Source organism: Jeotgalibacillus sp. S-D1 (assembly GCF_004358665.1).
Lineage (GTDB): Bacteria > Bacillota > Bacilli > Bacillales > Jeotgalibacillaceae > Jeotgalibacillus.
Genome location: NZ_SMZR01000003.1, coordinates 216,522 through 228,901 on the forward strand (window position 1 = coordinate 216,522; position 12,380 = coordinate 228,901).

Here is a 12,380-nt window from a genome sequence, read left to right on the forward strand (position 1 = left end):
TTTGTAATATAAAACACGTATCTGTTCTCGTTTTTGAGCAAAATATTTCTTTGTGTTACAGATATATTACATTTACAGGAATTTATTTTTTTACTGCGATAATTTTTTAGTCTTAGTTAAATGGTATTAATACATCCTGTTCCACTAATAAAAACAAGGACAAATCGCCTATTTTGCAAACGAAAGGAACGGGATACAACAAGATGAAATTATTTTATTGAAATAATAAAAGGACCGTTCCCATGAACGGTCCTTCTTTTGTCAGCCTTATTTTTTTATTAATTGCTCCATTTGTTTGTTTCTCATTTGCCGTTCTTCCATTGATACAAGATCATACTTCTTCAACAGATGAAACAGTTCATTTAATTCTTCCTGCCTGAGCCCGGTTTTTAAAAATTGCTGTGCCCCTTCATAAAGGTGGGAAGGAAGAAAATCCAGCTGGCTGTCAAGCTTATTTACAACTTCCTGATGAGAATGATCAATTGAACATGTACCCAATAACATCACCCCTTCTATTTATTATCTCTACTTTAACGGAATGGAGACTGGAGTTCAGTTCACTTGGTTCTATAATCATCTTATCGATTCTTAAGACGCTTTCTTACCTTTTAAACGTTTTTTAGTAAACGGGTCAATTGGATTGCCATCTGAATCAAGGAAAAGGATATCGGCTTTTTTGGCATTACCTGATATCTCAATTTTTTTAATGTTTTCTGCCCCTCTTACTACTGATACATTTTTGTGCTTTACTACCACTTCTTTTACATTCTCTCCGGAAAAGTCATATTCCGCTTTCGCACGTGCAGGATGAAGCAATACTTCAATATCCTTCATCCCTTTTCCAGAGAAAGTAACGTTTGTACCACGGATCAAAAGCTTCGCGGGTTTTACTTTATGATTCGCCTGGATATGCACATCATGTTCAAAAAACACCAGCTTTTTATCATTATACTCGCCCAGATCAATAATCTTTTTATCAGGCTCCTCTTCAGGGGCTGTAAGACTAATTTGTGCCAGCAGCGGATCGTGGTCGCTTGCGCGGCCATGCGCTTCCATGAAATCTGCATTGATATGAACAATATCGATGACAGAACGCTCAGCAAGATTATTTGACACAAGGATATGATCCAGCACCTGAGCGTTTCCTTCATAGTTATAGGTATAACGGTTTTCTTTTTCCACCCGTTCAATCAGATTGGTCAGCTCTTCCCCCTTTAGCATTTGCAGTGGCGCGGAGAATTCAAAATCATTTAAATCGCCAAGCACCACGACATTGGCATCCGGGGTCTGGGCTTTAACATCCTGCACAAAGCCATTTACTATTTGTGCCAGCTCAATGCGCTGGGCCTCACTGCCTAATACTGGCGGCTGGTTTTTACCAAACAGCGGCTGATCTCCGCCTTTTGAGTTAAAGTGATTGGCAATCACGATAACTTTTTTTCCATTAAATGAAAACTCTGCAACAACCGGTTTTCGCGTATCAATAAATCCTGCTGGATCGATACGGCCCGGGTTAAGTGTTAATTCGCCATCTACATAATCAATCGCTTCATTTGCTGTTCCCTGTGTTCCTTCTGTCAGTTCAACTCGCTCAGCATTATAAAGGAAGCCATTTCGAATGTTTCCGCCAGGCTGTCCGCCATCCTTCTTGTCTTCCGGAATAACTTCTGTATAAGAATAAGCTGGTCCGCCAAGACGAATGATTTCATCAATCAGACGCTGATAGCTTGCTTCTCCGGAAACCGTTCCGTCATCTGTCGGCCCGTTTCCATCTTGAACCTCCGTCAAACCAATGATGTCCGGAGACTTCAGATCGGTTATAAATGACTGAGCAATTCGTGTAACTTTTTCATCGCTTGTCGATGAAGGATTTGCCGAGAAGTTTTCTACATTATAAGAGGCAACATGAAGCTGCTCCTCGTCCCGTTCTATGGTTGTGGCTCCCGGCTCCAGCCCCCCGTCTTCAAAGGTAGGAACAGTGCCGCTGCCTGCAAGCACTTTGTACTTTCCAAATCCATAGCTCATCACACCTTCAGCTGTTGATGCGATGGTATCACCGGTTTTGACCACCAGGCTTTCATCATCGATATCAAGCGTTACACGTTCCGGATTAAAATCATCCGGCTTAAGCAGTGCGCCGCCTGCCTGAGTGTAGGCTTCATCTCCGCGGTTAGTAATGACAGCTATTTCACCATATTTTTGAGGTCCGCTAACAGTCCCTTCCACCACTTCAACCAGCATGCCTTCAATGCTTTCGTAAAAGTCGACTCCATCCTCCTCAGGTTCAAAAGCTGTTAAACCGTCGTTATCAATGATCGTTGTTGGAACCTTTACGCCATCAGGCCCGCCAAAAACAACGGGTTCGGGAAGATCCGCTGCATCTGCAACCTTTGATACACCGGATGCATTAATTTGCGTCACCGGCAAATCATTTTGCGCACGATCCGCATACCCTTCGACAAAGAACTCCATTACTGTCCCGCTTGCTTTAACATGATTTCCTTTTTCCATTCCATGACTGCTGCGATAAACCAGAATTCCTTCCGAAGTGCGTGGATCCTCATCCGGTTCAAGAGACTGCATATAAAAGCTGTTGCGGTTCACAACGTAAGTTACTACCCCTTGAACATCAGACACTGCCAGCCCTTCATATGGAGAGAAATGGTCTGCACCTTGAATATCGTGAATCTTGATTTCTTCTTTTTGGATAATATACGAGAAGCTTGCGGTTTTGCTCGTTGTCATGCCTTCTTTTACTGCAATTGCTTTAATCGTCGTGTCTTTTGTCAGTACTACACCATCTGTATAACGCTCGCTTGCGGCAGTTGGCTCTGATCCATCTGTGGTGTAATAAATTTCTGCTCCTTCTGTTGACGTTTCCAGCTTAATTGAATCCCCCGACGCTACAAATCCTCCGCCTGGCGTTGCCGTTACAGCGCTCACCTGATTGGAATCAAAAATAACATCCGAAGAAGTACGGGGAACCAGCTGATACGTCCCGTTATATTCACCAACTACACCGGTTACAGACTCATATGTGCTGCCTGTATCAAATGTGATTGCCGGATCTGCTGGCCGTATAACAATCGCATTCCCATTTTCATCTACGCCATTATAATTTCCGCTGGCAAACGATTCAATCTTAATTGTTGACGCTTTGACTAGCATTGCTTCCTGAGCCTCTGAAAGGCCGGAGGAAGGAACAGCCTGGGCTTTTGGCACATCTTCTTTTCCTGTAACGGTAACATTTGCAGGTGTTGAACTGATTTGAGCCAGTCCATTATAGTTCTCAAGCACTCCTGTTAGCTGCAGGCGGTCACCGGGTTCTGCCACTGCAGTTGAGCGAACCACAATTCCCGCTTCTTCATCCTGTATATAAATATTGTTGGCTCCTCCCTGAGCAAACACTGCGGTGACAACACCGGAGGTCAGCACAGTTGACCCAAGCTCCTGTTCACGAACCTGTTTTATAGTAGAAGATTGAATGACATTGTATGTAAAAGTAGAAACATCGCTATCCTCTAAATCATCAGCGGTTGCATACACCTCAAAGGATGCATCTTCCGTTATTTCAATCGGTTCATCATAAAGTTTTTCTTCTCCGCCATTAAGCGTGTAGTAAATTTTTGCATCTGGTGTTGTAGTTGTAAATGAAATATGTTCACCAGCAGCAACCTGTCCACTTGGAATGTTTGATGTTACCTTCGAAACCTTCGTAGGATCAGAATCATTTGTGGTCCACGTAATATTGTCTACCACGATTTGCGAATTTGATCCCGTTTTGACAAACTTCAGCGTGAAAGGACCTGTCACATCAAGCTGGTCAAATGTGAAAGTTGATGCCCCTTCGCCAGCCTGCACATTTCCTGTTGTACCAATTAGTTCGTCATTAATGTAAACCTCCAGCAATCGGGGGTTCGTCGTCGTAAATGCTGCCTTTGTATCTACCGTCAAAGACGAAATTCCGCCTTCAATATCAGACGAAGTCATCCCTTTCCCGGCATCACGGAACATAATGCCATTTCCTTCGATATTAAATGTAGCATCATTATTCGAGATCCGTCCGCCTGTATAAGACCAGTTTATATCGTTTACCCCTTTAAAGGAGCCATCCACATAGCTGGTACCTGATAAATCCAGATTATCAAACGTTTCTGTCACGGTTGTTGATGCCTTTGTCAGATTGGCAAAAGGAGAAACGAGACTTAATATCATGATAAGTACAACGAAACGTGAAACCTGTTTCACTAATTGATTCATTTTCACACCTAACCTCCATATTTAGTAGTCCACCATCTACTATGTTATAAGAATAGGTCTGAACTCACCATACAATTTTTCGAATTTACAAATAATTAATACTTATGTCCTTTTTGATATTGTGAAGGTGATACAAATGTCATGAATATATTCCCATATTTAACATAATGAAGGGAGTATGGTGGAGGTAGAGAGTGAGGGGCGGCTTGGGTGACGGGCTACGGGGTGAGCGACCGGCGGCGGAACTTGACCGATATAAGTGGAAAGTTGTGCGATATACCTGGAAAGATGATCGATAAACAGTAAAAGTTGATCGATATATCACTTGATCAGGGGTATTTGTTCGATATCCTTGAAAAGTTGTGTGATATAACCGTAAAGTTGATCGATAAATTCATTTTTGTGATCGATAAACGCTAATTTATGAGTGATATATTCAACAACAAATTGCCTCCCTCCACCCTATAAAAAAAGGACCACCGTTAATCGGTGATCCTGAACAAATTCAACCAGTCTGAGTTCGTGAATTTGTTTCGTAAACCCTGCGTCCATGCAGAATATTGTAAATACCAATTCCTAAAAGCAAAACAAAAGAACCGTAAAAATAAAACGAATGCAGGCTTGCTTGCGCAACTACAATTCCAACAATAAATGAACCTGCGCCTATGCCGAGATCAAAGATCGAAAGAAAAGTCGCCATCGCAAGCCCCCTGTTTTCCGGCGCAGCACGTTGAACCGAGATGGTTTGAAAAGTGGGGAAAAGTGTTCCCCAACCCAGCCCAATTAAAGCAGCTGACAATAGAAAAACAAATGCGTTTTGAGATAAACTCAGCATAAACAAGCCGATTGCAAACAGGACAATGGATGGGTAGACGATAATATTTGCTCCGTATAAATCCAGCCATTTTCCTGTAAAGGGTCTTGATAGCAGCATAACCAATGCATAGACAACAAAAAAGTAGCTGGACGCCTCCAATAAGCCAATTTCTTCTGCATAAACCGGCACAAAGGACAAAATGGATGAATAAATGATTGCGAACAGTGCAGCTGTAACCGAGATCGGAACAGCTGTCTTTTCCACGATCGACAGTTTGCGTGTCTCCAGTGTTTGCTGGACTTTGACCGCCTCCGCCTGATTGGTGGCGGAGATTAGCAGGCCTACTCCAACAGCAATCATGCTGCAAAAAAAGACGATGGAAAACAAGGTAAACGTACTCCATTGATGAATTGCAGTCAGTCCGAGAAACGGTCCCAATACAACTGCTAAATTCAAGGACAAAGCATAATACCCCATGCCTTCCCCTCTTTTACCTTCAGGAATAACATCAGCGACGATCGTGCCTGTAGCTGTTGTTGCAATTCCAAAACCAAAACCGTGCAGCAGCCGTACGATCATTAACCCAACGACCGTATCCGGTACCATGTATAATGCGGAGCCCACTCCAAAAATAAATAATCCAACAAACAGAACAGTCCGGTTGTCCAAGGAAGCAAGCCACTTCCCGGCAAAAGGGCGAATCAAAATTGCGCTTAGCAAAAATACCGTAATCAGCAAGCCCGCTTCCGCTTCGCTGCCATTTAGCGATTGAATGGTGTAAATAGGGAGTGTGACGATTAAATAATAGAAAGCTAAAAACAGAAAAAAGTTACATACAGCAATCAGAATAAAATCCCTGGACCAGAGTTTTTGATTTCTCATGCTCTGCCCCCTTGCTGCCTGACATCGGCCCTATCCACGATGTGATAATGCCATGCAGCTGCTCACGGTCATTTTCCGGCAGATGTTGAAGCAGCTCCTGATTTGTCTGCTTTATTGCATTTTCCCATTTTGAATATTCCTGGCTTGCAAGATCGGTTAACTCAATCACTTTGCTTCTTTTATCACTGCCAGTTGACTGCTGCACAAACCCAAGCTTAACCAGTCGCTGAATATTTCTCGTGAGAGGCGGCGCTTCAACTGATAAATAATCTCCAAGCTCTTTTTGAGTTAAGGCTCCCTTTGTTTTTAATACGTAAATGACAGACCATTGCGCGCTGTATAGCCCAAATGGCTGTAATGCTTTATTGGCATGCTTTGTCAGCAGCCGTGATAGCTGGTGGATAGTATGAAATAATGTGTGACTAGCTACGATTGGAATCAGCCTCCAGTATAATACTTACCTAAGTAAATAATTAGTTACTTAGGTAAGTATATCAGGGAGACTCTATAGAAACAATTGGATAAGGAATTTTTTATATAGAATTGTAGCTTGCTCACGGGGAATTGCTCATTTATCTTCTTTTATAAACGAAGGAAAAATGGCTTGAAATGAAATGTTATGCTTTCCTTGCCGTTTCACGATCAGATCCCCATTATTTAACTTCATGATTTGTTTAGCAATCGAGAGCCCTAAGCCTTCTCCAGACGTTTCCCCTCGAGAAATATCTACGCGATAGGTACGATTGAATAATTTATCCATTTGACGGATTGTCGGCTCATCCGTCTCGTTCTGAATTTCCCATATGATTGTTTTACTATCAGGGTTAAGCCTTGCGACAACATGAACAGAAGTCATTTTCGGGGTATATTTTAAAGCATTCGCCAAGAGGTTTTGCAGTGTTCGTATTACTTTCTCCATATCTGCCATTACGTATAAATCCGGTTCAATATCAGAGAGGAGCTGTAAATCCTCCATCTCAAAAAGCAGCCTGTATTCATGAATAAGTTGTGTGGTTAACAAACTAAGATTGACTAATTCGGGCCGCATAACGATTCGTCCATCATAAAGACGATCGACCTCAGATAATTGATCAAGGAGGCGTTCAAGCTGCTGGGTTTTTTCTTCAATAACGCGAAGGTAAGCCTGATCGTTCTCTCCGGGACGATCATGCAGCAACTGGACATACCCCCGAACGCTCGTCAGTGGAGTGCGTAAATCATGCGAGAGATTTGATATTAGCTGATGACGTTCCTGTTCATGAGCACGCTCTTTTTCAAACAGCTCCTTTAATTGAAGTGACATTCGATTCATATTCGCTCCGAGCGATGTGATTTCATCATTTCCTTTAATCACAACCTGATGCCCCAAATTTCCTGAAGCAATACGATCAATCTCCTGCGCAAGATACGAGATCTGTTTTATTTTGTGCCGCACCATCACAGCAAAACCGACGATGAAGGTAAGTATGGAAACAAAGAGAATTAACAGATATAGCCTGTTCACGAATGCTGGATCCACAGCAGATGCATCTTGAAAGTATGTGTTATAAACATAGTAGACGAGTAAGAAAAAAACGAGACTGGCGAGCAGCGCATTTATCAGAATGACAAAAAACAACTTGATGAGCAGTTTATTTGCATGAATTATCCTCATAATCGATATCCCCGTCCCCAGACAGTTTTAATATAGGATGGATTACGCGGATCATTCTCAATCTTTTCGCGAAGTTTGGTGATATGTACCATCACCACGTTTTCGATTTCAAATGCCTCCTCTTGCCAGACCGCTTCATAAATCTGCTCTAAACTCAAAACTTGATGCTGATTTCTAATAAAAAATGACAGTATCCCAAACTCTTTCGGTGTGAGCCGTACAGCTTGGTCCCCTTTTAAACATTGGCGTGATGCGATATCAACCGTTAAGTCTTTATAGCGAAAGAGATTTGAATTTTTTTCTTTTAATGCTCCGTAGTCCCGATATCTGCGCAATAAGGATTTGACACGCAGCGTAACCTCTAAAGGATTAAACGGTTTTCTCATATAATCATCGGCTCCAACCGTGATCCCTTGCATCAAATCTAGATCACCTGTTTTAGCCGTAAGCATGAGAATCGGCATGTAGTGTTGCTTACGGATTTCCACACATGTACTGACACCGTCCAGACCTGGCATCATTAAATCGAGAATGACTAGTGAGATAGCAGTTTCCTTAATCATTTCCAATGCTTCGTTTCCATTGCAGGCATAGCGCAGTGTGTATCCTTCGTTTTTCAAATAGATACCAATTAGGTTCCTTATTTCTTCATCATCATCAACAATTAAAATCGTCGTTTCCTCTTTCACTTCAGGTCTCCTTTCGATTTTTTACATTTGATTACATATGCGGGTGGAAGATTTCGAACTTCTCTTTCATAAGAAATGTTTCCGAATACTTGATCGAACAGCTTTTTACGGTATTTTGAATACTGAAAGGTTAAGAAAGTTCCACTATCATCCAAGCTCTCACGTACGCCTCTCAATATTGTCAATGACTCCTCCAGTTCGAAACTGGAAAAAGGCAATCCCGATACAATGAGATCAGTCTGCCCGATTTGCAGTTTTCCTAACGCAGTCGTTAAATTTCTTGCAGTTTCCAACAGAACGATGACATCCTCTCGATCATCATATCGTTCTGATAATTCTTTAAAGAAGACGGGGTTCGTTTCAAAGACAACGACCGTACACCCAGCGGTTTTTTTTCGTATGATTTCCCTTGTGAAATGTCCCATGCCTGCCCCTAATTCAACGATGACCGCCGCATCTTCAACAAGTCTGTTCGGAGTCATTTTTTGAGCTAAATAGCTGGAACTCGGTGCAATAGCTCCGATCTCTCTTGGTTGTTTCATAAATTCTACTATAAATTGAAGATTCATGTTTAATTCCTCTTTTCTTCAGTGCTTCACTAGAAAAGAGTACAAAATAAGATTGAAGAATCCCTTACCAAGTTCTTAAGATTTCTTAAGAATTGCTGCAGTCTTTGCACCACAGACTGATCATGAAAAAATGCCAAAACCCAAAAGATTGGTTTTGACACTTTAACCTGCTATTCCTTCCTGCCCACGATTCCGTAAAAAAAGATATTCGTTATGTCCTCAGTAAGCGGAAGTACTTTGGAATGAACATCCTCCCGCTGAACATATTCCTTGAGCATTTGTATATAGAACATGATGGCCTCCTCTGAAAGAGAAGGATCCACGTACCCCTGTTCTTTTCCTTCCTTGAATAGTCGTGCAAAATAAGGAAGTGCTTTTTCAGCATAAACTTTATCTATATAATTGCCCTCAGTCGAATACTCCTTCATTAAATATTGATAAAATTCTTCATTAATTTGTGCAGCAATTTCTTTTTTATTAAAAATAATTTGTTTTATTTTTTCTGTAAATGGTATGTCTGAATGAATGATTAATTCGAAATTATGAAATGCTTTATCTACATAATAATGAAAAACATCCTGAATTAATTTATGTTTGTTTTCAAAGTAATTGTAGATGGTGACTTGCGATACATTCGCTTTTTTTGCAATTTCTGAAACTGAGACTTTCTGAACCCCATAATCCATAAATAAAGCTAAAGAAGCCTCTAATATATTTTGTTTTTTTTGTTCTTTTCTTCGTTGAAAGCCATCCATGCTTTTCACCTCTCTTAGCTTTGTACATTTCCACACGATTTCTTCACGGTTCTCTGTCATTTAATAAATCTATTTTAATAAAATTTATGTAATAAAACAAATAATAAAGTTCATAAACTCTTGTAAAAGAGACGTTTTTTGTATATTATGAACTATATAAGTATAAATAGTATAAAACTTTTTCAAGATAACACCTGATACCAGAGGAGGACTTGCTATGACGACTATCCTTAAAACCAACAATTTAACGAAGAAATTCGGCAAATTCACAGCATTAAATGGCGTAAATCTTGAAGTTAAAAACGGTGAGATTTATGGTTTTATCGGTCCGAACGGAGCAGGTAAGTCAACGGCGATTAAGATCCTGCTTGGAATTCTGAAAGCCACAAGCGGCGGGGCAGAAATCTTTGGCAGGGATGCATGGAAGGATGCTGTTGATATTCACAAACGTATTGCTTATGTACCCGGAGACGTGAACCTGTGGCCAAACTTAACCGGCGGCGAGGTCATAGACCTTTTCATGAAACTGCGGGGTTCACAGCACAAAAGCAGACGCGAGGAATTGATTCAGGCGTTTAACTTTGATCCATCAAAAAAATGCCGGACCTATTCAAAAGGAAATCGGCAAAAGGTTGCTTTAATTGCTGCCTTCGCATCAGAAGCCGACCTGTATATTCTTGATGAACCTACCTCAGGGCTTGACCCGCTTATGGAAAAAGTCTTTCAGGAGTGCGTGCTGGGAGCAAAAGCCAATGGAAAAAGTGTGCTCCTTTCAAGTCATATTTTATCTGAGGTAGAAAGATTATGTGACCGGGTCGGAATCATACGCCAGGGGGAAATTATTGAATCAGGCACGTTAAACGAGCTGCGGCATTTAACAAGAACTCATCTTTTAATTGAAACAAAACAGCCTTTACCCGATCTCAGCACCTTGAAGGGCGTATACGATATTGAAAAAAAGGAGGGCCAGACGCTTTCTCTGCAGGTGGACACGGAGGAATTGGATGGGGTCATGAAGCATATCAGTCAGTTTGGACTGTTGAAGCTTGAAAGCTCACCGCCAACTTTGGAGGATCTGTTTATGCGTCATTATGAAGAAAACAGCTCTGCTGCAGATTCAGGAGCGGGAGGGATTTCCTAATGATGAAAAGTCAATTTAGCAAAACCGGAAGTCTCTTTCTATTTATTCTAAAAAGAGATCGCTATCGCCTGCCGATCTGGCTGGTTTCGATCCTTTTTATTACTGTCATTACCGCTTCTTCTTTTACGGATCTATACAAAAACGAACAGGAACGGCAGGGAATTGCTGAGACGATGAGAAACCCGGCGATGACAGCGATGGTCGGACCGGGCTATGGGCTCGATAACTATACAACGGGCGCAATGATGGCCCACCAGATGCTGCTGTTTACGGCCATTGTTGCAGCAATTATGAGTATTTTGCTTGTCATTCGACACACCAGAGATGATGAAGAAGAAGGCCGGATTGAATTAATTCGCTCTCTTCCTGTGGGCAGACTTGCCAATCTGAGCGCTACCCTTATCGTACTTTTTAGTGTCAATGCTCTGCTTGCTTTATTGATTGGCATTGGCCTGTACAGCATGGACATTGCAAGCATGGGAGCTGAAGGGTCACTTCTTTACGGAGCGGCACTCGGCGCTGCAGGCTTTTTCTTCGCAGCAGTTGCCGCCCTCTTCGCCCAGCTTTCCCAAAATTCAAGGGGAGCCATAGGGTATTCCTTTGCCGTATTGGGAGCGGCCTACCTGATAAGGGCTGTTGGTGATGTGAGCAATGCTGCTCTTTCCTGGGTTTCTCCTTTAGGCTGGATCCTGGGGACGGAGGTTTACGTCAGCGATATTTGGTGGCCAATCATTCTAACGGTCGGAGCAGCTTTTGTGCTCGCTGGAGCGGCTTTGTATTTGAATACAATACGCGATTTGGAATCCGGCTTTTTACCGTCTAAACCAGGAAAAAAACAGGCTTCCCCGATGCTGCTTAGTCCGGTCGGCTTTGTTTTCCGCCTTCAGCGCACGAGCATTATCTCGTGGGGAATTGGCATGTATTTATTGGGCGTCTCCTACGGTTCGGTGCTTGGCGATCTCGAATCATTTTTCTCCAATAATGAAATGATGAGTGAAATGCTGACGCAGGTTGAAGGAGTGTCACTGACGGATCAGTTTTTGACGATGATCATGTCTGTTATTTCAATGATTTGTACTGTTCCTGCTTTACTTTTTATGCTGAAAATGAAAGGTGAAGAGAAAAAGAATCGAACCGAACATTTTCTTTCCCGGGCAGTGTCCAGATTGAGGCTGATGAGTAGCTATCTTCTTACTTCTCTATTATTTGGGTTCGTGATGGTACTGCTTGCTGTTACTGGGCTATGGAGTGCCTCCTTCTCGACAATGGATGATCCGATTTCTTTCGGCTCTTTATTTGAAGGAGCCATGGTCTATTTGCCGGCTATATGGGTGATGACAGGGTTAGCTGTCCTGTTTGCAGGCGCCCTTCCTCAAGCGACGAGTCTTTCATGGCTGTATCTGGGTTATTCGTTTTTTGTGGTTTATTTAGGAGGGCTGCTTCAATTTCCGGAATGGCTCGGCAAGCTTTCTCCGTTTGGGTATATTCCGCAAATTCCACTGGAGGAACTGAATATGATTCATTTAGCCCTGCTGACCGCTCTAGCGGGTATTCTCATCGCGGCTGGTCTGGTAAGCTATCGCAGCAGAGATATAGAAGGGTAATACAGTTTG

At 42.1% G+C, this 12,380-nt stretch carries 10 protein-coding genes and 1 pseudogene; 2 read left to right on the forward strand and 9 right to left on the reverse strand.

Annotated features, from left to right (window positions below; all coding sequences use genetic code 11):
* Nucleotides 1–267: 267 nt before the first annotated feature.
* The 9 genes and pseudogenes from E2R51_RS11845 to E2R51_RS11880 all read right to left on the reverse strand — a co-directional run bounded on the left by E2R51_RS11845 (nucleotide 268) and on the right by E2R51_RS11880 (nucleotide 9,626).
* Nucleotides 268–498 (reverse strand): group-specific protein, encoded by a 231-nt coding sequence (locus E2R51_RS11845; RefSeq protein WP_133377288.1) that lies wholly within the window; start codon nucleotides 496–498, stop codon nucleotides 268–270.
* 90 nt (nucleotides 499–588) lie between these two features.
* Nucleotides 589–4,260 carry a chitobiase/beta-hexosaminidase C-terminal domain-containing protein gene (locus tag E2R51_RS11850; RefSeq protein WP_240733071.1) on the reverse strand — a complete coding sequence of 1,224 codons (3,672 nt, stop codon included), beginning with the start codon at nucleotides 4,258–4,260 and terminating at the stop codon, nucleotides 589–591.
* A 505-nt stretch (nucleotides 4,261–4,765) separates the two neighbouring features.
* The gene (locus E2R51_RS11855; RefSeq protein WP_133377290.1) at nucleotides 4,766–5,959 is read right to left on the reverse strand and encodes an MFS transporter; all 1,194 of its coding nucleotides are present in this window, start codon (nucleotides 5,957–5,959) and stop codon (nucleotides 4,766–4,768) included.
* On the reverse strand, nucleotides 5,907–6,164 hold the full coding sequence (locus E2R51_RS20640; protein ID WP_240733061.1) for a hypothetical protein: 258 nt from the start codon (nucleotides 6,162–6,164) through the stop codon (nucleotides 5,907–5,909). The genes E2R51_RS11855 and E2R51_RS20640 overlap by 53 nt, the downstream gene beginning before the upstream one ends.
* A 6-nt stretch (nucleotides 6,165–6,170) precedes the next feature.
* Nucleotides 6,171–6,401: pseudogene (locus E2R51_RS20645) on the reverse strand (MarR family winged helix-turn-helix transcriptional regulator); the annotation flags it as partial.
* 126 nt (nucleotides 6,402–6,527) lie between these two features.
* A complete protein-coding gene (locus tag E2R51_RS11865) occupies nucleotides 6,528–7,613 on the reverse strand; it encodes a HAMP domain-containing sensor histidine kinase (protein ID WP_133377292.1) in 1,086 nt (361 codons plus the stop codon).
* Nucleotides 7,610–8,302, reverse strand: coding sequence for a response regulator transcription factor (locus E2R51_RS11870; protein ID WP_133377293.1), 693 nt, complete (start codon nucleotides 8,300–8,302; stop codon nucleotides 7,610–7,612). Before E2R51_RS11870 ends, E2R51_RS11865 begins: the two co-directional genes overlap by 4 nt.
* Nucleotides 8,299–8,871 carry a class I SAM-dependent methyltransferase gene (locus E2R51_RS11875; protein WP_133377294.1) on the reverse strand — a complete coding sequence of 191 codons (573 nt, stop codon included), beginning with the start codon at nucleotides 8,869–8,871 and terminating at the stop codon, nucleotides 8,299–8,301. The genes E2R51_RS11870 and E2R51_RS11875 overlap by 4 nt, the downstream gene beginning before the upstream one ends.
* Nucleotides 8,872–9,041: 170 nt before the next feature.
* Nucleotides 9,042–9,626 carry a TetR/AcrR family transcriptional regulator gene (locus tag E2R51_RS11880; RefSeq protein ID WP_133377295.1) on the reverse strand — a complete coding sequence of 195 codons (585 nt, stop codon included), beginning with the start codon at nucleotides 9,624–9,626 and terminating at the stop codon, nucleotides 9,042–9,044.
* Nucleotides 9,627–9,843: 217 nt separating this feature from the next.
* Here E2R51_RS11880 and E2R51_RS11885 point away from each other — a divergent pair, with 217 nt between their 5' ends.
* Nucleotides 9,844–10,767: an ABC transporter ATP-binding protein gene (locus E2R51_RS11885; RefSeq protein ID WP_133377296.1), complete on the forward strand. Its 924-nt coding sequence runs from the start codon at nucleotides 9,844–9,846 to the stop codon at nucleotides 10,765–10,767.
* The gene (locus tag E2R51_RS11890) at nucleotides 10,767–12,371 is read left to right on the forward strand and encodes an ABC transporter permease (protein ID WP_133377297.1); all 1,605 of its coding nucleotides are present in this window, start codon (nucleotides 10,767–10,769) and stop codon (nucleotides 12,369–12,371) included. The genes E2R51_RS11885 and E2R51_RS11890 overlap by 1 nt, the downstream gene beginning before the upstream one ends.
* The last annotated feature ends 9 nt before the right edge of the window (nucleotides 12,372–12,380 follow it).